This window comes from Desulfosediminicola sp. (genome assembly GCF_048381775.1).
Lineage (GTDB): Bacteria > Desulfobacterota > Desulfobulbia > Desulfobulbales > Desulfocapsaceae > Desulfopila > Desulfopila ganghwensis.
Map to the genome: position 1 here is coordinate 113665 of NZ_JBLXGE010000005.1, position 26129 is coordinate 139793.

The window sequence follows — 26129 nt, forward strand, 5'->3', positions numbered from 1 at the left end:
AATTCTGTGCAAGGAGTATGTGTATGAAACCGAAATTCAGGTTAGAACAGGCCCAGACGACAAAGGGCGTTCATCGTAGGGACTTTATGAAATTCTGTGGAGTTGTCGCTACAGCGCTCAGTCTCGACATCACTTTCATTCCCAAAATTGCCGAGGCCTTGACCTCCGACAACAGACCTCCCGTCCTATGGCTGCATTTTGCCGAGTGTACCGGCTGCACCGAGTCTATCCTCAGGACTTCAAGCCCATGGATGGACGAGCTGCTGTTCGATACCATTTCCCTGGAGTATCATGAAACTCTCATGGCCGCAGCTGGGCATACTGTTGAGGCCCTGCTTGCTGAGGCCGCAGCTGTCCATCAGGGTGAGTTTTTCTGTGTTGTGGAAGGTGCCATCCCCACCGCCGACAACGGTATCTACGGCACCATTGGGGGGCGTACCATGCTGAGCATAGCGGAAGAGATCCTGCCCAAGGCCAAAGCGGTGATTGCCTGCGGCACCTGTGCAGCCTATGGAGGCCTGGCAGCCGCTTCTCCAAACCCGACGGGTGCCAAAGGTGTCCAGGACGCGCTCCCGAGCCTCAACGTGCCAGTCATCAACCTGCCGGGTTGTCCGCCAAATCCTGTCAATTTCGTCGCAGTTATCACGAGCTATTTGCTGAACGGGCAGCTTCCTGCCCTGGATTCACTCGGCCGTCCAACTTTTGCCCATGGTCGTACAGTGCATGATCGCTGCCCCTATGATGAGGACAGCCTGGAGAGGTTCTGCCTGGAACATCAAGGTTGCAAAGGTCCGCGCACCCGCAACAACTGTTCGACCATCAAGTTCAACGACGGGACCAGCTTCCCCATGCAGGTCGGCCACCCGTGTATCGGCTGCAGTGAACCCAATTTCTGGGACACCATGAGCCCAGTCTATTCCGGAAGTGTGGAGGAATCAGGTGGGTCGGATGACTACCCTTCAGGTGGCGGCAGTGATATCCCGACTGATGGTGGCGATACCCCTACCGATGGCACCGGTGATATCCCGACTGATGGTTCCACCAAAGGGAATGGGCGTGTGAAGAACGCTGACCGGGGCAACAAGAAAAGCAGCAGTAATTAACGAGGGAGTATTGAATCATGGTTGAACGTTTAGTTATAGATCCGGTGACCCGAATCGAAGGTCACCTGAAAATAGAAGTAGAGATCAACAACGGTGTGGTAACTGATGCTTGGAGTTCAGGTACTCTGTTCCGCGGCATCGAGACCATCCTCCAGGGCCGCGATCCGGATGAAGCCTGGCTGATCACCCAGCGCCTCTGCGGCGTCTGCACCTATATTCACGGCGTTACCTCGGTACGTTCGGTTGAGGATGCGGTAAATGTCACTGTGCCGGAGAATGCCCGTCATATCCGCAATCTGTTGACCGGCGGACTCTTTGTTCATGACCACCCGGTACATTTTTACCACCTGAGTGCACTGGACTGGGTTGATATCGTCAGCGCACTCTCGGCCAACGTTGCCGCCACCGAGTCGATGGCCAACTCGTTGTCACCCAACGCACCGGCCATCGACTTCGCCGCCACCCAGCTGAGCCTGCAGAATTTTGTAGACAGCGGCAAGCTCGGCCCGTTTGCCGGTGGCTACTGGGGACACTCCGCCTACACCCTGTCGCCGGAGGAGAACCTGCTCTTTGCCGCTCATTACCTCTACGCCCTGCGCCAGCAGGTGAAGGCGGGCCGCATGCACGCAATCTTCGGCGGCAAGAATCCGCATGTGCAGAGTCTCAGGGTCGGAGGTGTAACCTGTCAAAACGAGATCAACAGTACCCGGATCAACGAGTTCAGAAGCCTTTTGAACGAGATGCGTGATTTCATAGACAATGTCTACCTGCCGGATGTCCAGCACCTTGCCTCCGCTTATCCTGAGTGGGGTGCCATCGGCGGCTTCAAGAACTACCTGGCCTTCGGTGAGTTCCAGATGAGCAACACCAATCAGGGCGACCTGTTCCTGCCCGCCGGTGTGATCATGGATCAGAACATTGGCCAGGTGAACGATGTCATGCTGGGCGAGATCAACGAGCACGTCCAGCACAGCTGGTATGAGGGCTCCACCGCCCGCTATCCGCAAAACGGTGAAACGGTACCCGGCTATACTGGTTATGATACCGCTGACCGCTACAGCTGGATGAAGGCTCCCCGCTATCAGGGTGAGCCGATGGAAGTTGGCCCGCTGGCCCGTGTGCTGGTCGCTTATGGTATGGGCCATTCAGCTTTCGTGAATGCCGTGGACAGTTTCCTGGCCAAGGCAGGTCTGACCATCGAGGCCATGCATTCCACCCTGGGCCGTTCAGCGGCCAGAGCCATCGAAACCAAGGTCATCGCCGATGAGATGGGCTCCTGGCTCGATCAGCTCCAGCCGGGGGCCATTGCCAGGGTATCCGTCTCCCTGCCGAACCAGGCCTCCGGTATCGGCCTCAACGAGGCGCCGCGAGGAGCGCTTGGTCACTGGATCAACATTGAGAACCAGAAGATCGGCAACTACCAGATGGTGGTTCCTTCCACCTGGAACCTGGGCCCGCGCTGCGCTTCCGGATCACGTGGACCTGTCGAGGAAGCACTTATCGGAACCCCGGTGGCGAACCCCGAGCAGCCGGTTGAGATCCTGCGTATCGTACATTCTTACGATCCATGTATCGCTTGCGCGGTCCATGTGACTGATAACGACCAGCAAACCCATTATGAAGTTAAAGTTTTGTAAATAAATCGAACGTTCCGAAGAGTAGGTTGGTTCTACTCTTCGGTTGAACCTGCAAAAGAGATAGGTATGCAGAAACGAAAGAACATTCTGGTATTGGGAGTGGGCAATATCCTGCTGCATGATGAAGGAATAGGTGTTCACGTGGTGAGGGATCTGGAAGAGCAGTACTCTTTTTCCAAAGAGTTAACCCTCCTTGACGGGGGAACTCTCGGTATACGGCTGTTGGATGCTATGGGGCGGGCCGATTACATGATCGTGGCCGATACTTTGTGTTCAGGTAAAGCTCCCGGCACCATTACCCGATTGACCGGCAGCGAGTTACGTGGCCGGGTTGCGGCCAAAAACTCACAGCACCAGGTGTCTTTCCTGGAGACCATCGCCTATGCCGATTTTCTGGGCATGCTGCCCGAGACAGTGATGATCGGCTGTGAACCCAAAGATCTCAGCGCCTGGGGCACGGAGTTAACCGAAGAGGTTGCTGCGGCCAGACCGCAGATGATTGCGAGAGTGATAGATGAGATTCGGGCGGCCGGTGGTGAGGTTATGCAGGCTCAGATGTAAGAGATGAAGCAGGAGGAAAAGGGTATGTCTGCCGGTAGTTGGGAGACTAACGGCAGACATGCCAGATGACGTTTTTAATGATCGTACTGCGTTGCATACTCTGCGTCGTTATACATCGGTTCACCGTAAAGATCCTTGCCGAAGCTGCCGATAATAGCCTGGCCTTCTGCTGAAGCGACAAAGTCGATGAACTGAGAAGCCAGCGGTTGAGCTGCGGTGGCACCTTCCGGCTGGCAAAGACCGTGGTAGGTGTTGATCAGCACAGGATCACCTTTAAAGAGTACCTTAAGGTTACCCATCTCTTTTTTACCGGCAACCCAGGTGGAAGAATCAGTCATGAAATAGCCGTTGGTCTGGTTGGCCTGTTTCAGGGAGGCCATCATGAATTCCCTGGTGATTACGTACCAGTCACCAGCCGGTGCAACTCCAGCGGTTTTCCAGATTGCCAGCTCTTTCTTGTTGGTGCCTGAGTTGTCTCCACGGGAGAGAAACGGGGCTTTTACCGCGGCAATTTTGGCATACGCGTCAGCAGCGCTGGTGGCACCAGCAATTCCTGCAGGGTCATTTTCCGGGCCGACGATGTAAAACTCGTTGGAACCGATCAGGGAGCGCTTGATAGCCCAGCCGTCAGCTATAGCCTGCTTTTCTGCAGCCGGGGCGTGCACCAGAACCAGATCAACTTTCTTGTCTTTCAAGAGCGCAAGAGACTTGCCGGAACCCGCTTTTTGCCAACACATTGTGGAGCCGTGCTTGTCGTTGAAGGTATTGGCCAGCTCTTCAAGCAGGCCGAGTTCACCGGGGCTGCCGGTGGCGAGAGTGTAGGTGTTTTCGCCGTTGCCATAGATGGCTTTGCAGTTGTTTGCGGCCTGGGCTACGGTTGCCCCGGCGATGGCCAGGGCCATTGAGGCACCAAATACGAGCTTCCTGATATTCATGATTGTTCCTCGGAGGTTGTTGTTCTGGACGTGTTCAGCTGGTCGAGAATGGAACACGCATCTCTACGAGGAGGGCAGATACCCTTTTATGGCCGGAGCTGTCAATGTTGTCAGCATGGATGACCAAAACGGACAAAGATGAACAGTGGAGAACGGGCAGTGCGCTGCAATTGCCAAGGGCCTGGTAGCCCTGTTTCAATATCAGCCAACAGTTCCCATGGTCTTCAGAGTCTCTTCACGAATGGACTCAATCAGCCCTTTTTTGGCCTCCATAAAGAGTGGTTCTGTCATTATCTCGTAGCTGCGGGGACGGGAGATGCCGATACGCTTGTCCTGCTTGAGTCGGCCGGGCCGCGATGACATCACGATAACCCGATCGGAGAGGAATATTGCCTCATCAACGTCGTGGGTGATAAAGAGCACTGTGGTTTTGTGCTCTCCCCACACCTTCAGCAGCAACTCCTGCATCATGCCGCGGGTCTGGGAGTCAAGTGCCCCGAACGGCTCGTCCATCAATAGCACCGATGGTTTATAAACCAGTGCCCGGGCAATGGCCACCCGTTGTTTCATGCCGCCTGAAAGCTCGTTTGGGTAGGCCTTTTCAAAGCCGACCAGTCCCACCGATTCGATGTAGTGCTGCACCAGTTCACGCTTTTCACTCTCCCCCATGTCAGTTCCTTTCAGGGCAAAGAGAATATTGTCGGTGACTGTCAGCCATTCAAAAAGGCTATAGGACTGGAACACGAAGCCGCGATCCCTGCCGGGGCCGGAGATGGGCATACCATCTATCTGGACCTGGCCTTCGGTGGGGTCGACCAGGCCGCCGACGATATTGAGCAGGGTCGATTTCCCGCAGCCCGAGGTGCCGACCACGGTCACGAATTCATTTTGGGCAATCTCTAAATTGAAGTTATCGAGCACTACGAAAGCCGTGCCGTTCTTATTATAGATTTGCGAGACATTGTCGATTTTGATTTTCGGAATTGTCATTGCTGCGTGTCCCTTTATTGCCCTTTATTCCACTTAAACAGTACTTTGCCGGAAAGTTTGAAAATATAGTCGGTAATCAGCCCTAAAAAGCCGATGAAGAGGATGCCGAAGATGATGGTATCGGTGGCCAGATAGCGTTGGGCGTCCATGATGCGTCGTCCCAGGCCGTTATTGGCGGCCACCAGTTCGGCTACAACCAGATAGGTCCAGGTCCAGCCCATGGTGATCCTGAAGGTGTCCCAGATCTTGGGCATGGCGGCGGGCAGAACTATGGATTTCAGGATTTCAAAACGTGAAAGCCCAAGGGTTTGCCCGACTTTGATAAGACTGATCGGCACCGACTTGACGTTATCCATCACCATCAGTACCTGCTGGAAGAAGGTGCCGATAAAGAGGATCAGGAATTTCTGAAAATCACCTATACCGGCCCAGAGGATAGTGAGTGGTATCAGGGCGACCACTGGCATATAGCGGACGATATCGATAAAGGGTTCGAACAGTCCCTCGAAGAACTTGAAATTGCCCATTAATATACCGATGGGAACAGCAAACAGTGTAGCGAAGCCCCAGCCCATGACGATACGATAGATGGAGGCGGAGGCATCTGCCCAGAGTATGCCCTCGTTTATCTGCCGTAATCCTTCCGTGGCAATGTTTGCTGGCGGCGGCAGAAAGAGGGGGCGTATCAGACCACTGCTGGTGACAATTTGCCAGGCAACAAGAAGCAGCAGGATAAAACCTGCTCCTAAGGCGATATAGACATTTTTGGGGATATCTTCTCGTAGGGCAAGGTAGCGGGTCGGTTTCTTGTGCTGGCGTGTGGTGTTGCTGTCAGGTGATGGTTTTTGTGGGTCGGTCATTGGGGCAATCCTGCAGGGAATGTAGGAGCAGGGGTAGTCCGCCAAACGGCTACCCCTGCGTTCTTACAGAGCGGTCGGCAGCTATTTGGCCATGTTCTTGATGACGTCTATGCCAAGTGCGTCAGCCGGGTCGGCGACAGTTTTGATAACGTCCGGAGTGGTCTCTTTCATGATAGTGTTGATATCGACCATGGTTTTCTGGAATTCTCCAGCCAGAATTTCCTGGTTTCCCTTGAGGTCGTAAACATGTACTCCCTCCATGGCGAGCTTGTACTCATCCATCGGGCTTTTTACCGCATCGGCAATGATTTTGCCGCCTTCTTCAGGATTCTCGTTGAGGAATCGTACGGCTTCATCCCAGGCTTTGATCAGCGCCTGAATAGTTTCAGGATTGTCCTTGATGAATGTAGCGTCGGAAATGGCAACATCACTGATGAGACCGGGCTTCTCGGCACCTGTGTAGAGAACCTTATAATCATCGCCTTGCCGTAACGCGGCAGAGATGTACGGTTCGTAGGTGACTGCGATATCGACTCTACCGGCTATAAGCGCCAGGCCTGCATCGGCGGCAGCCATATTCACTGGCTCGATATCTCTGATGGTCATGCCATTTTCTTTGAGCGCGTAGTTGATCAGCAGATCACTGGTTGCACCCGCTTCATAGGCGACTTTTTTACCTTTGAGGTCAGCAATGGTTTGTACTGATTTCGGTGCCAGAATGGCATCTGCCTCATAGGCGGAATCGAGTATCAGGAATGCCTGCAGATCGATGCCCTGGTTACGTACTGTGATCAGGGTATTGGTCGCCGCGGCGATAACCTGAACTCGGCCGCTGGCGACAGCGGCACTCATGTCGGCATCCCAGGTGAAATTAACGATCTCGGCATCAAGGCCATGTTTGGCGAAGAAGCCTTTCTGGTCGGCAATCCACCAGGGGCCGTAACCGAGCCAGGGTTGAACACCGACTTTTACAGTTTTTGCAGCAACCGGGGTAGCTGGAACCAGAAAACCTGTGGTGAGGCAGATGGCAAACATTGCCAGGGCCAATAACTTTTTCATAACAACTCTCCTCAATTCATTTTTATTCAGGAATAATGGGGGAATATGACCCTGGTTCGGTCAAGGCACATGCTCTGGTGATTCCGGCAGGGTCGGGAAGTACGTACACTGAAAACTGCGGATGTGTTGTAACTGCACAATAAGTTGAACCAAAGGATTCTTAACCTTTTCGAACCACAGAGTAAAGAAAATAAAGCATAAATGACGTTTTCCTTATCTATGTGAGGGTCGAGTTTCGGTTATTGCCGGCAATATCGGCGATAGCTGGCGAATCAATTGGTAACATTAATGGAAATGGAGCTTGAGCGGCAACTCTATTGTTTGATAGAATGATACTGATATCTATCGTATTTATCTCTTTGATTTTCTGACATTTCAAAAGATCGTCTTTGGCCGATCAGTACCAGGGGGTGAAAAGTGATAGTGCGTCTCAGCAAGTCCCTGTGTGTATGGCTCATCATGATACTCCTCATGTCTGTACTCGTTCTCCAGAGCCGTGCCCGGGCAGATCTCGCTTTGTCCAGGCAAGTAGCCGAAACAGCGATGGAGGATACCAGTGGTTGGCCTCTACCTCCTGCTGGACCCGCCGCTGCAAAAAACAAACTGATTGTTTATGTCGCTGAAGACCTCAGAAACGGTGGGGTCTTGGGAGTGGGCTCCGGTGTCTGTGAGGCAGCGGAAAGCATTGGCTGGCAGTGTCGAGTATTTGATCTCGGCAGCCTTGACGTGAAGAGGGAGGCGATTTTTTCAGAGGTTTTTGAGCTGGAACCGGACGGAGTGGTACTCGGTGGTTTGGATGCCCATGCCAGCCTGAGATATCTGGAGCGGTTTAAAGACGCGGCAATTCCGATTGTGGGTTGGCATGTTGCGCCATTTCCTGGCGTGGTGGAGGGGACACCTATTGCAGTCAATATTGCCACGGACTCAAAAGATGTGGCCAGGGTGGCGGCGCATTACGTGATAGCAGACTCCGGGGGCAAAGCGTCGGTCATACTATTTACGGACAGCCGATTTGCCATCGCCCTGAAGAAATCGGACATCATGGCGGAGATTATTCAGAGTTGTGAAGGATGTGAAGTTCTCGAAATTCTGGATGTCAGCCTGGATAGTGTGAATGTACAAATGCCTGATGTCATAAATGCTTTAATTGGGAAATACGGCGAGCGCTGGAATTACTCTCTCGGCATAAACGATTTATATTACGATAGTTCTGTAACTTCACTGGTGCTGGCTGGTAACGATCCCGGTGGGCCGCCGTTCAATATTTCGGCCGGGGATGGCAGCCCATCCGCTTTTTTGCGAATTCGCAGCGACAGTTATCAGAAGGCAACGGTTCCGGAACCATTGCTTTTTCATGGTTGGCAGCTCGTAGATGAACTGAACAGGATCTTCAGTAACAAACCGCCAAGCGGTTATGTGACCCCGCCGCATATCGTGACCAGAAAAAATATATGGCCGAAGGATGAAGGTCTGAACCTGTTTGATATAAAAAATAATTACAGGGAACATTACAGCAGAAGCTGGTCCGGGAACCAATAACCTGAATATTTTTTAGGGATTAACAACCGAACCTCATCTTTCAGTATAGTTTTTGAATCCCTGGCGATCGTTGCAATTCGCTGGATTGGCAATACCTTATTTCCTATTATGGAAATATTCGGGCAAACTGATGAGAAAATGGTTTTACAGTATTCAATCAAGATTGACGGCGACCCTGGTTATTGCAGTGCTGGTTATTCTGCTGGGAGGCTGTCTGTATTTTTACTATTCAAACCAGCTGCTATCGGCCACAGAGATCTTCGTTGAGAATACCCTTCCCAGTATAGAGACGGCAAATGCACTTGAGCATACGGTTACCGAAATCGGCAATTTCAGCCGGGACCTGACAGAGAGCGATACTGTCGATGACCTGAGCCTGATCTATGGGCGGCTCGAGGTACTGCTCTACAGACTGGAAGACACCACAGCGAGAATATCACAGAAGGAGGGGGGGTTCGATCTCCTGAAACTCAATTACCTGAGTCAGGCGATTCACACTCTAGTGCTGCAGATTTTCCAGCTTGAGGCCCATAAGCTGGAGATCGAACACCAGAGAGAGAGTCTGCTTGGTGATATCGGCAGTCAGCTGCTGGCGGAGGCGCTGCCCTATGCTGCGGTAGTCAATGCTGAGGTATGGCGGGAAAAGGTCGCTGTTGATGCCCAGCAGGTTACCGCGGATCTGTTACGTAGCTGTCTCCTAAAGATGGTTATCATCTCAAGCCAGCTTGAGTTGGTGAAAGAGAGTGAAGAAATTGATGCGCTGGAGGACTCTTTCGTTATCATCAAGGGTGTGTATACCAAAATGCTGGCGGCCAATCAGCAACTGGCACCTGTGAAGAGTGTCTATCAGACCCATATCAGTGACATGGAGGCGCTCTATGACAGGCATCGCAAGTACCTGCTGATAAATGAGGACGTTGCCATGTTTTCGACAGAACTGGATGAGCAGATAATAAACCTGGCCTCCCTTGCTTCAGAGTCGGTGGATGTGGTTTTCGGCCACTTTCATCAAACTGCGGCAAAGGTCATTGAGAAAGAGCGCATAGGGTTGTACATCACTACAATGCTCACTCTCGGGGCGATTGTAACGCTCTATATACTCTATCGCAGGGTTGTGGTGAGTGGCTTTGGTGACAGGCTCAGCCTCATCAGCCGTGCCATGGTGGCGGAGGAGTCGGGGAGTGAGCCGCCCCATATCCCGGTAAGAGGCAGGGATGAGATCGCGGTGATGGCCAAGGCAGCGGAAGAATTACTGGGAAAAGCAGTGCGTCTCAGAAATCTTGCCGCAGTCGACCAGTTAACCCAGGTGTGGAACAGACGTCATTTTTTTGAGTTGGCCGCAATTGAGACAGACCGGGCGACCCGACATAATAGTGTCTCGGTGATAATGATGCTGGATATCGATCATTTCAAGAAGGTGAATGACACCCATGGTCATAATTTTGGTGATCACGCCCTGTTCGAAGTGGCTCAGAGTTGCAAAGGTGCAATCCGTTCAATAGATATCTTTGCCCGCTACGGCGGCGAAGAGTTTGCCTTGATTATGCCTGAAACCTCTCTGGAGGAGGGCGTAATAGCCGCAGAACGTATTCGAACCACCGTTGCCTCTAAACCACTGCAAACGAAAAACGGTAAAGAACTTGTACTGACAATTAGCATTGGCATGGTTGAGGTTCGGCTGAACCAAGTCAAGATTGATGATGCTCTGGGGTTTGCCGACCGAGCACTCTACCTTGCTAAGAAAATGGGGCGAAATCGAGTGGAAGTTTTTCAAACGGGCAGCCTGACAGGTGGCTGGCAGGACGAAATGTCTTGAATATACCTGGGCAAGAGCTGTATCCTGACTCTTTTGTTGGGTAGCGTGCCGGGGCTCTGCTGGCAACGTTTTGTGGTGTTTTGTTTTGTTACTTTTATGTGTGTGGAATGGCTTGGTTATATCTGTTTATTGCAGGGTTGTTTGAGTGTGGTTGGGCTATTGGCCTGAAATATACTGAAGGTTTCACAAAACTGATGCCCTCATTGTTCACTGTCGCAGCAATGGGGGTAAGTTTTTTTCTGCTCTCTGCAGCTATGAAAACCATTCCGGTCGGTACTGCCTATGCGGTGTGGACCGGGATTGGTGCCGTTGGGGTAGCCATTATGGGTATGGTGTTGTTTGATGAGTCACGTGATATCATGAGAATCTTGTGTCTGCTATTGATTGTGACAGGGATTATGGGGTTGAAATTCCTGGCTATGAGCGCGGAGTGAGATGATTTCAACACCCGGTGATATCATATACGCATCCTCGCCCGGGACCGGTATCGAAGCGCTCTCCTGCGTGAGTGATTTCCACTTCGGCACTCACATCCACGATGGGCACGTTATCTGGCTCAACTCAGCTGGTGGTGAGCATTTCTCGGTGAAAGGAGACAGTGACATCCTGCAACCGGGTAGCGTCAGCGTAATAGAACCGGGAGTGGCCCATACCAATCATCCCTGTGAGGGCAGCGGGCGTCACCTCCGCAGCCTCTATCTGGCACCCGATTTTTTTAGCCGGGTGGCGCAGATATTCATCGGTATTCCTGATACCATAAACCTGCCGACAGCAACCTATCATGATGAGGTGAGCTGGCGTGAGTTACTCAATCTCCATGAGGCTGTTGTCTCGGGACAGGAGCAACTGGTTACCGAACAGTTTGTGGTCAGCCTTTTTACCAGACTCTGGCGGAACACCACTGCGGTACAGCGTAGTTCAGGCCAAAGCGTACGTTGTACCAATAAAAGATTTTCACAGCTTGCCGAAGTTCTGCACAGCGACCCGGCACAGTCTCACACGCTCTCTCAATTGGCCGAGTTGGCCGGTTGTACCGAACACTACGTGATCCGTCTCTTTAAAAAGCACTGTGGAATATCACCCCACGCCTATCTGGTACAGTTGCGACTGGAGAAGGCACGCAGGCTGTTGGGGGCAGATGTTTCTATTGCCGATGCAGCCTTCCGTTCAGGTTTCGCCGACCAGAGTCACCTCACCCGCAAATTCAAAGAGCGCTATGGGCTTACGCCTGGGCGTTACGTAAACCTGTAGAAGTAGCACGACCTGAAGACTTTTCAGACTGACAACGCAATCCGCACCGCCCAGGTCAATTTTGTTCAAGACGTGGCTGGTGATTATTCGTTATCCTGGCAGATCGATATATTTTAACCAGAAGGACAGGAAACGAATACCATTATGACTCCCTATCTCTACGCGCTCGGCGCAATTCTCTGCTGGGCCAGTCTGCCCGCGGCGACAGGCTCAGGTCTGGTAGAACTCACAACACCAGAGCTGATGTTTTTCAGCTTCACAGCTGCAGCGATCTATCTGTACCTGCAGGATCTTGTGGTAAAGCGTTCAGCCAGAGTTTTTCTGCCCCCACTTCCTGCATCTCTTTTTGGTGTAACGGGGATTTTTGTTTACCATTTCGTCTATTATCTGGCACTGGAGCGGGCACCTCTGGCCGAAGGTGCCATTCTGGCTACGACCTGGTCTTTGTGGATCGTGATCTTCTCGTCAATTCTGCGCTTGAAGCGGTTGGCGCCGTCGATGATTGTCACAGCCGTACTCGGCTTTGCCGGCGCAGCTCTGGTGATTGGTGGCGGCAAGGAACTCTCTTTTCAGGCTGCGGCCATGCCCGGTTATCTGCTCGCCCTGTGCTGTGGTCTGATCTGGTCGAGTTTTTCCGTAGCATTGCCATATCTGAAAATAAAAGAGGAGCCGATGACCGCCTTCACCATCTACGCGGCGATCTGCTCGGCGATTCTTTATGTTTGCACCGGGCCATATGAGATGCCATCTCTGCAGGCTCTATTATCGGCAACCTACCTTGGCTGCGTGCCGCTTGGTCTGTCATTTTTCTTGTGGAACAGGGCTGTTACCACAGGCAATATGGTGATTGTCGGCTTTTTGAGCTACCTCACCCCGCCACTTGCGGTGTTGCTGGTGGCGCTGGTTCATGGTCAGAAGATCAATACGTCCGTGATCTGGGGAATGTGTTTGATTATTGGCGCCTCACTTCTTGGCAGGTTAAGATTGAATATGCTTGAAAAGGGTGGAACGAAATAGACGTCAAATTGAAAAAAGATGGTGAGAATGGAACCGGTTGGTTGTTAAAATGGGAGGTACTTATGTCTGATCAAGCTTGTTTTCCTATCTCATAATTGCTGTATCATTGGTGTGTCGCCAGAGCCTTGAAGCATTTTTTGCTCTGGAAGCACCTGACTGCCTTCTAACTCGGCAACGGTGTTCTCAAGCTGTGCCACCAAGAATTGATCTGCTGCAATATAACCTTTCCAAGGTATTCAATTCATATGAGGTTTTTCAACTCTATCCGTCATGAATTGCCCTCAACCAATACCGCTTATATTTTTGGTACCCCATTGTGCCGAGCTTCCGTCAGTTCGTTGTTTTTCCGAATGGATGAGTGATATGATGTAGTACCGAATTGTTCATTGATAAGCGCCTAGGGTTATGGTGCTTGATCAATGTCAACACAATCAGACTGCATAAAGCCGGTGTATCTGCTGTGGGTTTTGTGTAGACAATATGGCACGTTCAATTCATGCCCATCAAGGGAGAATGTATGCCGATCTTCAGTTATCTCGCCATTGCTAAAGCAAATGCAAGGGAGTCACTCTGCTCTGAATTATCTGCTCTCAAATATTGTGAAGTGATTCCAGCCGAAAATCAGGAGGTGATCGTCCTTGTGACGGATACTCCTGACCATGCGACGGAGAAACAGCTTGCCGAAACATTGAAGACCCTGCCGTCTCTGCAATCTTTGAGCCTGGCCTTCGGTTATGACGATACGTTATGACGAAACAGAATGACAAGGGAGATTACACAGACCATGAAACTCGACAGAAGACAGTTTATAAAACAGGCGGCGATAACAAGTGCATTTGCGACTGCCGGTTCTCTTTTTCCTGGCATAAGCTTCGGAGACTGGACCAGACTATCGAATAACTCAGGGGTTATTGCGTGGCAGAAATCTCCCTGCCGTTTCTGCGGCACCGGTTGCGGTGTGTTGGTGGGAGTGAGTGATGGTCGGGCGGTTGCGGTCAAGGGTGATCCGAACTGCAGCGTGAATAAAGGGCTGTGCTGCATGAAGGGCTACCATTCGGTGCAGGCACTGTATGGTAAAGATCGGCTGACCAAAGCTCAGGTGCGAAAGAACGGCACCTTGGTTGATGTGCCCATCCAGGAGGCTCTTGATCTTATCGCTGACAAAATCACTGAGACCAGAGAGCAATATGGCAAAGACTCTGTGGCGATTTATGGCTCTGGCCAGTGGACCATCCCTGATGGTTATGTCGCATCGAAGCTGTTTAAAGGGTGTCTGGGCACCAACAATGTAGAAGCGAATGCCCGGCTGTGCATGGCCAGCGCTGTAACCGGTTTCATGACTTCTTTCGGCATTGATGAACCGATGGGCTGTTACGAAGACATTGATCACGCCAACGTCTTCATCACCTGGGGCAACAATATGGCGGAGATGCATCCGGTGTTGTTTTCGAGGATGTTGGCCAACAGGAAACGCAGAAGCAATGTTGCCATTATCGATTTCGCCACCCGCTATACCAGAACCAGCCAGGCCGCAGATAAAAGTATAATTTTCAAGCCGCAAACCGACCTGGCCGTGGCCAATGCCATCTGCTATGAAATCATCAAAAACGGCTGGGTGAACCAGAACTTTGTCGACGAGCATGTTTCTTTTCATAGCGGAAAAACCAATATAGGCTATGGCACAGAAGATCATTTCTCTTTTACAGACCAGCCTGAAACTATCGACTTTGGCCAGTTCGAAGAGTTTCTGCAGGATTATACTCCGGAAAAAGTAGAAAAGATTTCAGGGGTTTCAGCACGGGATATCAAGTATCTGGCTGCTCTTTATGGTGATCCTTCCCTGAAGGTTACGTCATTTTGGTGTATGGGGATGAATCAGCATACCCGTGGCACCTGGATAAATAACCTTGTCTATAATATTCACCTGCTGGTGGGCAAGATTTCCACCCCGGGCAACAGCCCCTTTTCACTCACCGGCCAGCCCAGCGCCTGCGGAACGGTGCGTGAGGTTGGTACCCTGACCAACAGGTTGCCCTATGGCGAGGTTACCAATGAACACGCCCGTGAAAAGGCCGCGGAGATATGGGATGTCCCGCTTGAGAATATCGACCCGAAGCCAACCTATCACACCGTTGAAATGTTTCGTGCCCTCGACAGGGGCGATATACGCTTTATCTGGATCCAGGTAACCAACCCGATGGTAACCATGCCCAACCTGAAAAGGTATCGTGATGGTTCCCTGAAAGAAGACCGCTTTGTGGTGGTATCAGATGTGTACCCAACCCCAACCACCGATGTGGCTGATGTGATCCTGCCAGCTGCGATGTGGATAGAGCAGGAAGGAATGTATGGTAACTCAGAGCGTAGAACCCAGCATTTTACACGCATTGTCGAGCCGCCGGGCGAAGCGATGTGTGATACCTGGCAGATTATCGAGGTAGCACGACGGCTCGGCTTTGAGAAGCAGTTCCCCTGGGACCAGGAAGAATATATTGCCAACATATGGGAAGAATATCGAAAATTCCATGCCGGGCCGAAACATGAAATGGCACCTTACACGGTACTACGCGAGCGCTCGGGAGTGCAATGGCCCTTTGTAAACGGTAAAGAGACCAGATGGCGCTTCAACGCCAAGCACGATCCCGCCTGCACCAACGGTAAAGATTTTCATTTTTACGGTAAGCAGGATAACCGCGCCTGGATATGGGCACGACCGTATGAACCTGCCGCAGAATCTCCCGACGCTGAGTATAATTTCTGGCTCAATACCGGCCGGGTTATCGAACACTGGCATACCGGTTCGATGACCAGGAGGGTGCCGGTGCTGCATAATGCTGTGCCATCGTCATATGTGGAGATTCACCCGGAGGATGCAGCCGAGTTGGGTGTTGTGAACGGTGAGCGCGTCAAGATCATCTCCCGCAGGGGCGAGATAACAATACCAGCCCAGATAAACGGCAGGGGGGTACCGGTGAGAGGTATGGTCTTTGTACCGTTTTTCGATGAAAGTTACCTCATTAACGAGGTGACGCTGGATGCCTTTTGTCCTATTTCCAAACAGCCGGATTATAAAAAATGTGCTGTACGACTGGAGAAAGTGTGATGAAATATCTCAATCAGGAGGGCAAGTTGCTTGCGTACGTTGCCATTCTCGGTTTCGTCGGTATTTCAATAGTATTGCAGACAACTGTCTTGGCAGAATCCAATGTCCCTGTTCGGTTTGATAATGAGGGCTGGAAAATTTTCAGGGCTCAGAAAGAGACTCCGGTAATCAATCTTGAGGCGGGCTCCGGTGCCAGAACCCTGGCGGATTTTTACGGCCTGCGTCAGTACCCCGGCTCTCCGCCACGCATTCCCCATGAGGTGGATATCACCTTCAGCGGTAATGAGACAGATTGTCTCTCATGCCACGAAAAGGGTGGATACAGTCAGGAATTTGATGCATTCGCTCCTGTTACGCCGCATCCGGAGAATATCTTATGCTATCAATGTCACACCCTGGTGCAGACAGAGGAAAAGTTTGTCGAAACAGATTGGGTATCTATACAACCGCCCCGCCTTGGTCAATCGTTTCTCAGCAGTTCACCACCAGCGGTGCCGCATAGCCTGCAACTGCGGGAAAACTGTATAGCCTGCCACACGGGCCCGGCGGCAGTGGTCGAGATACAGATACAGCACAGTTCAAGGGGTGACTGTCGGCAATGTCATTCGGTCGTTATTCGGACAGCACCATTTAAGGAATTTGAGCGGCCGGAATAGTTGAACGGTTCTAACCACCACCCAGGCAAGGTTTACAATGAACAGAAGAGTCGGTTTGTGTTTTCTCCTTTTGCTTTCGGCCTGCATCTACGGCAGCTTCGCAATGGCCGCCAGGAAATCGTTTATGGATGAGGTGAGAGAGTCGGAAGCGCGTTTTGATAACCGAACTGTTCCTCTTGAAAAGCAGGTTATCGAAGAAACGGTAGTTACCATGTCACCGAATAATGATGAATTTTTTCGGGTTCTGGCCAGAAAAAAGCAGATAGGGCGTTACAAGTGCAGCAGTTGCCATACCGATAAACCGGTGAAAGCACGGCAAGGGCTTGAGCTCACCCACAGCGATGTGGTGCTGCAGCACGGCCTGGGTGGCAGAGCTCTTGTTTGCATCGATTGTCATCACCGTGAGGAACGCGATTACCTGGAAGATAAAAAGGGGCGGAAGATAGATTTTGATCACAGTTATCAGTTATGTGGTCAGTGCCATTTCCGCCAGAAAAGGGACTGGCTCGCCGGGGCACATGGCAAGAGGGTGGCCAACTGGGCCGGTGAGCGCGTGGTCTATAACTGCGCTACTTGCCATAACCCTCATTCGCCGCGCTTTGAAAAACGATTCCCGGCTACCTATTCGGTGCCTCTGGACTGATCGGGAGAAAATATGAGCTCTGATAAAAAGCACCCTAAAGAGTCTGATATTATCAAATTTCTTGAAGGTGATAGCAGCAGAAGATCGTTTATAAAAAATCTCTCAATTGCTGCCGCTGCGGGAAGTGCGGCCTTGACCACCGGCTGCATTCCTTCTCTTGCGGAAGCAAGTACAGAGGAGATGAAACTGCGCTGGCAGGAGTTTTTCAAAAAACATTATCGCTTGATGACCCAAGAGGAAAAAGATGCAGCCGTGGGGCGGCTGGAGCGGCTGGCAAAGCTTGAGAACAATCTTGATCTGCAGATGGGCAGTGAGCCTCCGATTGATGGTGTGCTCTATGGTTATGGTTTTAATATCACACGCTGTACAGGGTTTATGGAGTGTGTCACCGCCTGCATAAAAGAGAACAATTTAGACCGTAAAGTACACACCCAATATATCCGGATTTTTGAAATGGAGCCGGGCAAACTCGACCCAAGCACCGGGGATGGCCAGTATTACCACGAGGTGCCGGTGGATAATAAATTCTATATGGGTACGCAATGTTTTCACTGTGAAAATGCCCCGTGTACCAAGGCCTGCCCGACCAAAGCGACCTGGAAAGAGCCGGACGGGATTGTGGTTGTTGACTACGATTGGTGTATCGGCTGCCGATATTGTCAGGCGGCGTGTCCATACTATGGCCGAAGATTTAACTGGGGAAAGCCGGAAATACCGAAAGACGAGATAAACACCAAACAGCATTACCTCGGTAACCGTATCCGGCCCATGGGAAAGATGGAAAAATGCACCTTTTGCATTCAGCGAACCAGAAAAGGCCGGCTGCCAGCATGTGTTGAAGCATGCCCGACAGGTGCCCGTGTATTTGGCAACTTGCTCGACCCGGACAGTGAGATTCGTTATGTCCTGAAACATAAGAAGGTGTTCAGGATGAAGGAGGAATTAGAGACGGATCCTAAGTTTTGGTACTTTATTGACTGATAGGTGTCATATGCGAGCACTTCATGAGAAGAGTCTGAAAACATTCTTTATAGACGGTATTCGTTGGAATCTTCAGGGCACCCCGGCCTTTCAGATATTCAGGCTGGTGCTGCTCGGTTGTATGGGCCTTGGCATTTATGCCTATTCTTTTCAGGCTCGGTACGGCCTGTCTGTAACGGGTATGAACGACATCGTCAGCTGGGGGTTTTACATTTCCAACTTCACCTTTCTGGTAGGAGTGGCAGCTGCTGCGGTTATGCTGATTTTACCGGCCTACGTCTTTCATGACCCTGATTTTCATCGGGTGGTCATTATTGGTGAGGGGGTGGCGGTTGGCGCATTAATTATGTGTCTGACCTTTATTCTGGTAGATCTGGGTGGCCCGCTGCAGGCATGGCATCTTATTCCGGGCATTGGACTATTCAACTTCCCTTCATCGATTCTTGCCTGGGATGTACTTGTTCTGAATGGGTATCTTCTGTTAAACGCCCTTGTGCCAGCCTATATCTTATATTGTCACTATATGGGTAGAAAGGCGGATGAAAGAAAGTATCGGCCCTTCGTCTTTCTGTCGATATTCTGGGCATTTTCCATTCATATGGTTACAGCCTTTCTCTATCAGGGCCTGCCTGCGCGGCCATTTTGGAACAATCCATTAATGGGGCCACGCTTTCTCGCTTCGGCTTTTGCTGCAGGCCCGGCCCTTATTACTCTTATTCTGGCAATTATTCATAGCTCTACCACCTACAAGATTGACAGGTCCGTCTTCAGTAAGCTGCGGATTATCATTGTCATTTCGGCGATAATTAACCTCATCATGCTCTTTTCAGAGATCTTTAAAGAGTTCTATTTTACCACCCATCATTCAATCTCTGCGGTATATCTCTTTTTTGGGCTGGATGGTTATGACGCACTTGTTCCATGGATCTGGACTTCGGTATGTGCAAATGTCCTCGCCACCCTGGTGCTTGCCCTGAACCCAGGCAAGAATAACCCTAAAGTTTTACTGCCAGCTTGTGGCTTACTATTTATAGCGATATGGATGGAAAAGGGGATTGGTCTTATTGTGCCCGGCCTGATCCCAAGCCCGCTCGGCGAGGTGGTGGACTATTTGCCAACCTGGGTTGAACTCTGTGTGACCTTGGGCATACTCGCGCTTGGCATAACTGTGGTGACCTGGTTGGTCCGGGTGGCGCTCATAATCGAACAGAACGAAAATCCCCTAGGCTAAGGTAACATAGGTATAACTTTTAGAGAGATTCCACTTTGACCAGAACTCTATACGGCAATCAGAGGGCCGGAAAGGCTAACTGGAAACTCATTTGGATAGACCACCTTTTCTACTGCCAGGACGCCGGGATTTCATTTCTTCTTTGTGTTACAGCGGAGATGGTGTAACACAGAGCAGGGGCTGGACTTGAACGTCTGTTGTTCATAATTTGAAAGGGTAGCAGTGTATCCCCCCCCAAAAAAAACTCATACCATTCAATAATTGATCAGGTGACTCAGTGCAGGAACTACAATATTTACAAGGTTATCCCAACGATATCACAGCGCAGGTACAGCACCTGATCGAGAAGGGGACATTGCCCGCACTCCTTCTTCAAAAGTATCCTTCACCCCATGAAATTCGTACCGATAAAGCTCTCTACGAGTACGTGACGGCGATCAAAAATTCTTCCATACAAAAGTCACAGCCTCTCAGCAAAGTGCTCTATGACGCCAAAATCAAGATGCACTATCAAGCCCTCGGTGTGCACAAAATTATATCGCGGGTGCAGGGGAACAAGTTGAAAGCCAAAAATGAGATCCGCATCTCCTCTGCGTTTAGAAACGCACCAGAACCACTTCTTCGCATGATTGTCGTGCATGAACTTGCTCACATCAAAGAGAGGGAGCACAACAAAGCTTTTTATAAGCTCTGTAAGCATATAGAGCCCCAATACCATCAACTTGAATTCGATATGCGCCTCTATCTGACACAGTTGGATATTTTTGGGCCGTTGTATTGAACTCAATAAAATTTCCACGAAGATTTAGCACAGTAACTTCTATCCTGTTTGGGGAGATTCAATTTGAAAAGGTCATGAGAAAATCGGGTTACACCTCACACCAGTAGATCCGCACATGCTCCGGCTGGTCTTCCAGTACCGGGAAATCCATCGGCGGGCTAAGTTGAGTGACTGTGCCGAAATGTTTTTCCAATTCCTGGAGATAATAAGCCGGCTTTCCGCCGCGATGATTATTGGCAAAGAGAGCAATACCGTTACCCGAGAGCAGTAATCGAATCTGTCTGGCAAGTTCCGGCCACTGCTGCTCAACATGGAATCCGCGACCTTTGCCGGCAGAAGCAAATACCGGGGGGTCACAAATAATGAGATCCCAATAGGCATAATCACTTGGATCAGCACTCTGTTTGCGCTCCTGCCTGCTCAACCATTTACATACATCTCCCTGTATAAACTTGCCCCGACCTGATTGATCAAGACCATTGATTGCAAAATTTTCCTTTCCCCGAGCCAGGGTCGAGCCGGCCAGATCCACGGAAAAAACAACTTCAGCCCCGCCAGCAAGAGCAGCTGCGGAAAATGAGCAGGTAAACGAGAAAAGGTTTGCTACACGTCGAGCGCCAGCGGTTTTGCTCACGCGCCTTCTGGAATCGCGTTGATCGAGGAAGAGTCCCACATGCTGTGAATCGTTGATGTTCACCTCAAAGAACAGATCGTGCTCACGTGCCAAAACGCTATCCGGTATCGGTTCCCCCCAACAGATCACGTCCTGAATAAGTTTTTTGCGATGCGGATTTTTAGCATGTTGCCGTAACAGTGCACCACGCCATTCGATTTTTGTTGCCAGATAATCGCAGACAGGGGCCAGTTTGCTCTTGAGCTGTCCGGAAGTCAGCTGCTCACTAAAAGCGGCAATAGAAAGATACGCATCATAGATGTCTATGCTCACCGGTAAATCCAGCTCTCCGCGATGGATAAGCCGATAACTGTTGCTCACTGTGCCGGGCCACCCCATTCGCCGTTCCCAGGCCACCGCTGCATCCTGCAAAATTCGCTCTTTCCCTTTCAAAAGGAAGCTAAAAGAATCAGGAAATTGTGCTGTTACTTCCGCAGAAATACCAGGCCAGTTGAGCCTGCTGGAATGCAGACAGAGTCGTGAAAAGGACCTGCCTCCATACTCTTCATCACCAAGGATAGGTACCCCGGCGAGAGCCGCATGCTGTCGTATCTGATGAGTACGCCCACGCTTGATGACAGCTTCATAACAATAGCAGCCGTGCCCGCTTTCTATGAACCGAAATTGTGTCGAACACTCCTTTCCGGCCAGGGGCTCATTAATGGTCCACTGCGTATTTTTACCTTCTTTTCCCTTATAAGGTCGATGGCTTATGAAATGATAGGTCTTCTCTGCCTGAAGAGTTTCATGAATGTCCTGAGCCAGGGCGCTCGCTTTTTTTGTTTTGGCAAAGAGCAAAACCCCACTCGTTCCCTTGTCAAGCCTGCAACATACAAAGGCTTTCAGGTTGTGGTGGAGCTCCAGCCACTCCACCAATCCTGGACCGCCTCTCACAGCGGCATGTGTTGACAGTCCCGTGGGCTTGTTTACGACCAGCCAGTTATCATCTTCATATGCAATCATAATATTACTTCATCAGCTGAATGTCTTATTTGAACAGTGCCTGACTGTTTCATTGCACCTTCGTTGGTGCAGTCATGATCAGTTATCTGGTTGATCAGCACCCATGAACGTGCCTCATCGGCAGTAAAGAACCGACCGGTACGCAGAACCTCGCGAGCGTGATTGTGTCTTGTCAGCAGGGGCGGGCGCACACTTGATGCACCTGCGGGGCCGACTCCAGGGTTGGCAAATTGTACTCTGAATCTGGAGGTTGAAGAGACGACAGCTCTATCGCAATGAAAGAGGCTTGTTGTGTCTATCTCGACGGTGACGCCTTCGACAGTTGTATTGAGCGTATCCGGTCTGCTGATGGTACTTCTGGCAACTCTGTTTTCATGTTCCACGCTGATATCGGTGTATCCCTGCTGTTGGGGCATGACACGTCTCTGCCTTGCTGGCATATCATTTTTTTACTCTACTCTTTGCAGAATAAAAAGCAGGAAAATAGGAATGGGGAAACTACGACAGGCCAGAGACCGAGAGAGATCAAGTCGTTTCGGGGCAGAATATCTATTTTGACGCTGGTGTCATTTGCTTTCAAGATACAAAAGCGGGAAACGATCATATTGAACTTGATCCATTGAGAGTAGAGATGGTCAAAGACCCTGGCTAGTATGTTTTGCATGCCTGGCATCTTAATGGTGTCTGTGGTTTGTTGGAGATATGCACGCCACATCCTGAGCATCCTGCATTGGCAGCGAACATCGAAGAGGAAAGAAGCAACTATCGTTCGCTGTTTTCCAAGGATGTTGCTGGCAAGTTGTTGGTAGAGATACGATCAAATGCCAGCAAGGGCCCGGCCATAGGAATCCATCGATTCAGAGAAGAAGTCGAGTCGCTGATCGGGAGGAAGGTAACAGCGTTGAAAAAGGGAGACCCTATATTTCATTTACTTTCGAAAGTAACCGTCAACCTTGTTTACACCCCATTGCTCGTCAGGTAACTTTGTTTACACAATGTGCGGACAAGTAATTGACATTTCTTTTATATTTCATTACGTTAGTAAGCTAACTCAACACCGCTCAGCATTGTTACCACCAGGGTCATAATTAATGTGAAGAACGCTTCAAAGCAGGACCTCAGCCAACTTCGACAACGACTTTCCCGGGCGTCCAACTCGGGTACGCTCGAAAATTATAAGTCATCGGTCATTTTCTATACCAGGATTCTTCCCAAGGTTATGGGGGTAGAACGGTGTACAATTTTCATCCTGGACAGCGACTCAAACAAAATCTGCTCAGTGTTTGGAACCGGTCTGGAAGAAATGCACATTATGCCGCCGCTTGAAGACAGTATTGTGGGGCAGGCAATTTCAACAGGGCAAAGCATAATTGATAATAACCTGAGCAGTCATTCAGGCTATCATCTCCACACAGCCAAACAGACAGGCTTTGTTTGCCGGAATCTGCTATGCGCTCCCATAAAAAGCAAAAAGGATATAAGGGTTTATGGCGCTATACAGCTGCTGAATAAGGCGGGTGATAGAACCTTTACAGATAACGACAGTGTTGTGCTGGAAGAGGTGGCCCAGCTGCTCTCCTCCTCCATCGAAACGATCCTGCTGAACAAGGAGATTCTGCAACTCGCCGATGTTCTCGGTCAGGAAGTCGACAGATTGAGCCGGACCTCGGCCACCGAGAAACGTGTTATTGCCGAAAGCCCCGCTATGCTGGAAGTTCTCGACATGGTGGAGGTTGTCAGCAACACTCCGGTAAATGTCGTCCTTCTTGGCGAAAACGGGACCGGGAAGGAATTGCTTGCCCACATGATCCATGAAAAAGGAGCGCGACAGGCAAAACCGTTTGTTCCCGTCAACTGCGCCTGTATCCCGGAAAGTCTCATCGAAAGTGAATTTTTTGGACATGAAAGAGGCGCATTTACCGGAGCGGATAACAGCCGGAAGGGCAGGTTTGAAGAATCCCATGGTGGTACGTTGTTCCTTGACGAAATCGCAGAGATGCCCCTGAGCGTACAGTCCAAATTTTTACGGGCAATTGAAGAACAGGAGGGCCGCAGACTGGGAGGCAACAAAAACCTGAAATATGACCTGAGGCTCGTCAGTGCAACGAACAAGGACCTCATGGCGGAGGTGCGAAAAGGCACATTCCGGGAAGATCTCTATTTCAGGCTTTTTTCGGTGGAAATCGTTGTTCCCCCTCTTCGAGAACGACGAGAAGACATTTTCCCGCTTTCGCTCCATTTCCTTGCGGCCACGAATAAACGTTTCTCTAAAAATGTCGCAGGATTTTCAAGCGAAGTACTCAACTTTTTCGAGAAGTATACCTGGCCGGGTAATGTTCGCCAGTTACTGAGGGAAGTAGAGCGGCTGGTCGCACTTACCTCGGACAATGAAATCATCCAGATCAAAAACTGTTCCCCTGGCCTGCTCAATTTCCGCCCCGGAAGTGTCGAGACCAATGACCTCGGGAATTGTGATTCCCTCTCCATCCCTGATCATGTAGAGCATCTTGAAAAGGACCTTATTCGTCAGGCCATGCACAGGGTCTCCGGAAACAAAACACAGGCCGCCAGACTGCTCAGTCTTACCCGACAGGGGCTCGCTCAAAAACTTAAACGCTACAAGCTTGCAGTCTGACGACGTGCTCCTCCGCTGAGACTGCAACATCACTATTGAGTTCCGATCCTAAAACTACCCTTCCGTCCAATCTCAGCGTTGCGGCTCAGATTTTCAAACTTTCCTGATTTCCCCAATGCTCACCGAAGGCCAGTCCATGCAGCACCATCTTCTACAGTTTTTTGCCAGTAAAGAGGGCTAACTATAGTCCACTGGCAAAACATTCGAACCTGGTACCGCCTGGACTGGTGAGAAATGTGAGTGAGCCATCTATCCTGCCGGCAGAAAATCGATAGGATAAAGAATAGTTATCTGTTGCACATCCTTTGAACCAAAATTAAACTTCTTGACACGGGCAACAATCTTGGCCACGAGTTCCGGCGAGTCCAGATCTGTGGATTCCATTTTGCAGAGCGATACTTCCCCATTCGCTTCGATTACCAGCTTCAGTAGCAGTTTTCCTCTCAGAGTTGGGTCCTTACGTAATTCCTTGTTATAGATTCGATACAGTGTTGCCTTATAACGATCAAATACGATTTGTATTTCTTCATCGGTTCGACCAGACCCATAATCTCCGCTCAGCGGGCGACCTGCCTCTTCCATCAACCCTGCCACGGAACTCGCAACCTTTTCGGTGCCAACACCGCCGATCGCACCGGCGTTGCCGTATCCACTCTTGCCACCTTTTCCGCCATTACCAAGATCCTGGCTGACCTTGTAATTGCCAATGCCACCACTGCCCCCGCCTTGGGCCTGTATTGCAACCAATGAACGTTGAGCTTTGGCCTTGCCGGGGATTGTGTTCGCTGATTTTTGCAGGCGGGCTTCAGCCCCGAGTTTAGCGACAGGGACTTCATCCATTAAATCATCAAAACTACTCTTAAACGCAAGTACACCAACATTGCTGGCTTTTTGCTTTGCTTTACGTTTCACGTCGCCAGCAGCTTTGGGAGCGGCTGGTTTTTTGGTCGGAGTTTTCTCAGCTTTAGCGACTTCCTCAGGCTTTTTCTCTTCCTTCTTTTCCGGTTTCTTTTCAGCAACCTGAACCGGAGGAGGCTCTACAGGTGGTGTCTCCTTGATCAGCATTGCTAAGCGTTCAGGAACTTCTACAACCTCTGCCCGATCAAGTATCGGTAGTGTCACCAACGGAATAGTGGTTCCGAAAAACAAACAGAATGCCAGCGAAACCAGGACAGTCCGTCGAAAGCGTCTGTCACTCTCACTATTTTTCGTCCAGGGCATGAGCATAGGACGAAACGGTTCAGGTGACATTTCACGTTCGACAACGAATTCATCCCGATGCTGTTCTTCAAGCAACCGCAGTTCTTCTACTTCATCAAACAGGCAGTAAAGGGTATTCTGCTTTTCGGCAATATGTTCCTGGAGGGAGTCACGTTTTTCCAGAGTCTCACGGGTTCGGTCCTTGAATGCGGCGATACGGGATCGGAGTCGCTCACCATGTTCGTTGGCATCCGCCGCCTTCGCCAACCCATTCCAGAATATGTCCCCGGCGCCCAACTCTTCAAGTCTGTCGAGTGCATTACAGGCATCCTGTAATGTGTTGTAGCGCTCTTGATCTGTTGCGAAGGTTTCGATCTCTGCTTCTACAACCCTTAGGTAATCTTCCAGTTTGGCAATGGCTTGCTGAACCTGCGTGATCTGGGCGTTCAGTTGGTCCATTTCCTGTGATGTTATAGGGGTTTCCACGTGATTCAT

The 26129-nt window shown here is 50.6% G+C and carries 24 protein-coding genes and 1 pseudogene; 17 read left to right on the forward strand and 8 right to left on the reverse strand.

Annotated features, from left to right (window positions below; all coding sequences use genetic code 11):
• Positions 1-23 precede the first annotated feature (23 nt).
• The 3 genes and pseudogenes from ACN5NT_RS09890 to ACN5NT_RS09900 form a co-directional block, all read left to right on the forward strand.
• Positions 24-917, forward strand: a pseudogene (locus ACN5NT_RS09890) (hydrogenase small subunit); the annotation flags it as partial.
• Positions 918-1120: 203 nt separating this feature from the next.
• Entirely contained in the window at positions 1121-2740 is a 1620-nt protein-coding gene (locus ACN5NT_RS09895) for a nickel-dependent hydrogenase large subunit (protein WP_136798937.1), read from the forward strand.
• Positions 2741-2806: 66 nt separating this feature from the next.
• The gene (locus ACN5NT_RS09900) at positions 2807-3301 is read left to right on the forward strand and encodes a HyaD/HybD family hydrogenase maturation endopeptidase (protein WP_136798936.1); all 495 of its coding nucleotides are present in this window, start codon (positions 2807-2809) and stop codon (positions 3299-3301) included.
• 74 nt (positions 3302-3375) lie between these two features.
• Here the strand turns inward: ACN5NT_RS09900 and ACN5NT_RS09905 are convergent, their stop codons facing one another.
• The 4 genes from ACN5NT_RS09905 to ACN5NT_RS09920 form a co-directional block, all read right to left on the reverse strand.
• Positions 3376-4236, reverse strand: coding sequence for a substrate-binding domain-containing protein (locus tag ACN5NT_RS09905; protein ID WP_228721449.1), 861 nt, complete (start codon positions 4234-4236; stop codon positions 3376-3378).
• A 201-nt stretch (positions 4237-4437) separates the two neighbouring features.
• Positions 4438-5226, reverse strand: coding sequence for an ABC transporter ATP-binding protein (locus ACN5NT_RS09910; protein WP_136798935.1), 789 nt, complete (start codon positions 5224-5226; stop codon positions 4438-4440).
• 14 nt (positions 5227-5240) lie between these two features.
• Positions 5241-6086: an ABC transporter permease gene (locus ACN5NT_RS09915; RefSeq protein WP_136798934.1), complete on the reverse strand. Its 846-nt coding sequence runs from the start codon at positions 6084-6086 to the stop codon at positions 5241-5243.
• Positions 6087-6167: 81 nt separating this feature from the next.
• Positions 6168-7145: an ABC transporter substrate-binding protein gene (locus ACN5NT_RS09920; protein WP_136798933.1), complete on the reverse strand. Its 978-nt coding sequence runs from the start codon at positions 7143-7145 to the stop codon at positions 6168-6170.
• Positions 7146-7616: 471 nt separating this feature from the next.
• Here ACN5NT_RS09920 and ACN5NT_RS09925 point away from each other — a divergent pair, with 471 nt between their 5' ends.
• The 12 genes from ACN5NT_RS09925 to ACN5NT_RS09980 all read left to right on the forward strand — a co-directional run bounded on the left by ACN5NT_RS09925 (position 7617) and on the right by ACN5NT_RS09980 (position 20163).
• Positions 7617-8684, forward strand: a complete 1068-nt coding sequence (locus ACN5NT_RS09925; protein ID WP_167495854.1) for a sugar ABC transporter substrate-binding protein — start codon at positions 7617-7619, stop codon at positions 8682-8684.
• A gap of 130 nt (positions 8685-8814) precedes the next feature.
• Positions 8815-10500: a diguanylate cyclase gene (locus tag ACN5NT_RS09930; protein WP_419175315.1), complete on the forward strand. Its 1686-nt coding sequence runs from the start codon at positions 8815-8817 to the stop codon at positions 10498-10500.
• Between the two features lie 107 nt (positions 10501-10607).
• A complete protein-coding gene (sugE, locus tag ACN5NT_RS09935) occupies positions 10608-10934 on the forward strand; it encodes a quaternary ammonium compound efflux SMR transporter SugE (RefSeq protein WP_136798930.1) in 327 nt (108 codons plus the stop codon).
• A 1-nt stretch (position 10935) separates the two neighbouring features.
• Positions 10936-11751, forward strand: coding sequence for an AraC family transcriptional regulator (locus tag ACN5NT_RS09940; protein WP_419175316.1), 816 nt, complete (start codon positions 10936-10938; stop codon positions 11749-11751).
• Positions 11752-11895: 144 nt separating this feature from the next.
• A complete protein-coding gene (locus ACN5NT_RS09945; RefSeq protein ID WP_419175317.1) occupies positions 11896-12768 on the forward strand; it encodes a DMT family transporter in 873 nt (290 codons plus the stop codon).
• A 517-nt stretch (positions 12769-13285) separates the two neighbouring features.
• On the forward strand, positions 13286-13519 hold the full coding sequence (locus ACN5NT_RS09950) for a chaperone NapD (protein WP_167495853.1): 234 nt from the start codon (positions 13286-13288) through the stop codon (positions 13517-13519).
• Between the two features lie 33 nt (positions 13520-13552).
• On the forward strand, positions 13553-15871 hold the full coding sequence (locus tag ACN5NT_RS09955) for a molybdopterin-dependent oxidoreductase (protein WP_419175318.1): 2319 nt from the start codon (positions 13553-13555) through the stop codon (positions 15869-15871).
• On the forward strand, positions 15871-16527 hold the full coding sequence (locus tag ACN5NT_RS09960; protein WP_136798925.1) for a hypothetical protein: 657 nt from the start codon (positions 15871-15873) through the stop codon (positions 16525-16527). Before ACN5NT_RS09955 ends, ACN5NT_RS09960 begins: the two co-directional genes overlap by 1 nt.
• A 37-nt stretch (positions 16528-16564) precedes the next feature.
• Positions 16565-17170 (forward strand): hypothetical protein, encoded by a 606-nt coding sequence (locus tag ACN5NT_RS09965; protein ID WP_419175319.1) that lies wholly within the window; start codon positions 16565-16567, stop codon positions 17168-17170.
• A 12-nt stretch (positions 17171-17182) separates the two neighbouring features.
• On the forward strand, positions 17183-18151 hold the full coding sequence (locus ACN5NT_RS09970) for a 4Fe-4S dicluster domain-containing protein (protein WP_419175320.1): 969 nt from the start codon (positions 17183-17185) through the stop codon (positions 18149-18151).
• A 10-nt stretch (positions 18152-18161) separates the two neighbouring features.
• Positions 18162-19382 (forward strand): sulfate reduction electron transfer complex DsrMKJOP subunit DsrP, encoded by a 1221-nt coding sequence (gene dsrP / locus ACN5NT_RS09975; protein ID WP_419175321.1) that lies wholly within the window; start codon positions 18162-18164, stop codon positions 19380-19382.
• 277 nt (positions 19383-19659) lie between these two features.
• Positions 19660-20163 (forward strand): M48 family metallopeptidase, encoded by a 504-nt coding sequence (locus tag ACN5NT_RS09980; RefSeq protein WP_419175322.1) that lies wholly within the window; start codon positions 19660-19662, stop codon positions 20161-20163.
• 88 nt (positions 20164-20251) lie between these two features.
• Here the strand turns inward: ACN5NT_RS09980 and ACN5NT_RS09985 are convergent, their stop codons facing one another.
• The 3 genes from ACN5NT_RS09985 to ACN5NT_RS09995 are packed head-to-tail and all read right to left on the reverse strand — an operon-like array spanning position 20252 to position 22463.
• The gene (locus ACN5NT_RS09985; protein ID WP_419175323.1) at positions 20252-21799 is read right to left on the reverse strand and encodes a class I SAM-dependent methyltransferase; all 1548 of its coding nucleotides are present in this window, start codon (positions 21797-21799) and stop codon (positions 20252-20254) included.
• Positions 21796-22215 (reverse strand): enoyl-CoA hydratase/isomerase family protein, encoded by a 420-nt coding sequence (locus tag ACN5NT_RS09990; protein ID WP_419175324.1) that lies wholly within the window; start codon positions 22213-22215, stop codon positions 21796-21798. The genes ACN5NT_RS09985 and ACN5NT_RS09990 overlap by 4 nt, the downstream gene beginning before the upstream one ends.
• A gap of 38 nt (positions 22216-22253) precedes the next feature.
• On the reverse strand, positions 22254-22463 hold the full coding sequence (locus ACN5NT_RS09995; RefSeq protein WP_419175325.1) for a hypothetical protein: 210 nt from the start codon (positions 22461-22463) through the stop codon (positions 22254-22256).
• 27 nt (positions 22464-22490) lie between these two features.
• On the opposite strand from ACN5NT_RS09995, the gene ACN5NT_RS10000 reads away from it, so the two are divergent.
• Both ACN5NT_RS10000 and ACN5NT_RS10005 read left to right on the forward strand, forming a co-directional pair.
• Positions 22491-22781 carry a transposase gene (locus ACN5NT_RS10000; RefSeq protein ID WP_419175326.1) on the forward strand — a complete coding sequence of 97 codons (291 nt, stop codon included), beginning with the start codon at positions 22491-22493 and terminating at the stop codon, positions 22779-22781.
• A 111-nt stretch (positions 22782-22892) separates the two neighbouring features.
• A complete protein-coding gene (locus ACN5NT_RS10005; protein ID WP_419175327.1) occupies positions 22893-24434 on the forward strand; it encodes a sigma 54-interacting transcriptional regulator in 1542 nt (513 codons plus the stop codon).
• A gap of 249 nt (positions 24435-24683) precedes the next feature.
• On the opposite strand, the gene ACN5NT_RS10010 is transcribed toward ACN5NT_RS10005, so the two are convergent.
• Positions 24684-26129: an AgmX/PglI C-terminal domain-containing protein gene (locus ACN5NT_RS10010; protein WP_419175328.1), complete on the reverse strand. Its 1446-nt coding sequence runs from the start codon at positions 26127-26129 to the stop codon at positions 24684-24686.

What these genes read in the sequence shown, in the direction of transcription:
- ACN5NT_RS09895 (WP_136798937.1), top strand. Translation starts at nt 1,121, where the DNA reads ATGGTTGAACGTTTAGTTATAGATCCGGTGACCCGAATCGAAGGTCAC.
- ACN5NT_RS09900 (WP_136798936.1), top strand. Translation starts at nt 2,807, where the DNA reads ATGCAGAAACGAAAGAACATTCTGGTATTGGGAGTGGGCAATATCCTG.
- ACN5NT_RS09905 (WP_228721449.1), bottom strand. Translation starts at nt 4,236, where the DNA reads ATGAATATCAGGAAGCTCGTATTTGGTGCCTCAATGGCCCTGGCCATC.
- ACN5NT_RS09910 (WP_136798935.1), bottom strand. Translation starts at nt 5,226, where the DNA reads ATGACAATTCCGAAAATCAAAATCGACAATGTCTCGCAAATCTATAAT.
- ACN5NT_RS09915 (WP_136798934.1), bottom strand. Translation starts at nt 6,086, where the DNA reads ATGACCGACCCACAAAAACCATCACCTGACAGCAACACCACACGCCAG.
- ACN5NT_RS09920 (WP_136798933.1), bottom strand. Translation starts at nt 7,145, where the DNA reads ATGAAAAAGTTATTGGCCCTGGCAATGTTTGCCATCTGCCTCACCACA.
- ACN5NT_RS09925 (WP_167495854.1), top strand. Translation starts at nt 7,617, where the DNA reads ATGTCTGTACTCGTTCTCCAGAGCCGTGCCCGGGCAGATCTCGCTTTG.
- ACN5NT_RS09930 (WP_419175315.1), top strand. Translation starts at nt 8,815, where the DNA reads ATGAGAAAATGGTTTTACAGTATTCAATCAAGATTGACGGCGACCCTG.
- sugE (WP_136798930.1), top strand. Translation starts at nt 10,608, where the DNA reads ATGGCTTGGTTATATCTGTTTATTGCAGGGTTGTTTGAGTGTGGTTGG.
- ACN5NT_RS09940 (WP_419175316.1), top strand. Translation starts at nt 10,936, where the DNA reads ATGATTTCAACACCCGGTGATATCATATACGCATCCTCGCCCGGGACC.
- ACN5NT_RS09945 (WP_419175317.1), top strand. Translation starts at nt 11,896, where the DNA reads ATGACTCCCTATCTCTACGCGCTCGGCGCAATTCTCTGCTGGGCCAGT.
- ACN5NT_RS09950 (WP_167495853.1), top strand. Translation starts at nt 13,286, where the DNA reads ATGCCGATCTTCAGTTATCTCGCCATTGCTAAAGCAAATGCAAGGGAG.
- ACN5NT_RS09955 (WP_419175318.1), top strand. Translation starts at nt 13,553, where the DNA reads ATGAAACTCGACAGAAGACAGTTTATAAAACAGGCGGCGATAACAAGT.
- ACN5NT_RS09960 (WP_136798925.1), top strand. Translation starts at nt 15,871, where the DNA reads ATGAAATATCTCAATCAGGAGGGCAAGTTGCTTGCGTACGTTGCCATT.
- ACN5NT_RS09965 (WP_419175319.1), top strand. Translation starts at nt 16,565, where the DNA reads ATGAACAGAAGAGTCGGTTTGTGTTTTCTCCTTTTGCTTTCGGCCTGC.
- ACN5NT_RS09970 (WP_419175320.1), top strand. Translation starts at nt 17,183, where the DNA reads ATGAGCTCTGATAAAAAGCACCCTAAAGAGTCTGATATTATCAAATTT.
- dsrP (WP_419175321.1), top strand. Translation starts at nt 18,162, where the DNA reads ATGCGAGCACTTCATGAGAAGAGTCTGAAAACATTCTTTATAGACGGT.
- ACN5NT_RS09985 (WP_419175323.1), bottom strand. Translation starts at nt 21,799, where the DNA reads ATGATTGCATATGAAGATGATAACTGGCTGGTCGTAAACAAGCCCACG.
- ACN5NT_RS09990 (WP_419175324.1), bottom strand. Translation starts at nt 22,215, where the DNA reads ATGCCCCAACAGCAGGGATACACCGATATCAGCGTGGAACATGAAAAC.
- ACN5NT_RS09995 (WP_419175325.1), bottom strand. Translation starts at nt 22,463, where the DNA reads ATGCAAAACATACTAGCCAGGGTCTTTGACCATCTCTACTCTCAATGG.
- ACN5NT_RS10010 (WP_419175328.1), bottom strand. Translation starts at nt 26,129, where the DNA reads ATGAATCACGTGGAAACCCCTATAACATCACAGGAAATGGACCAACTG.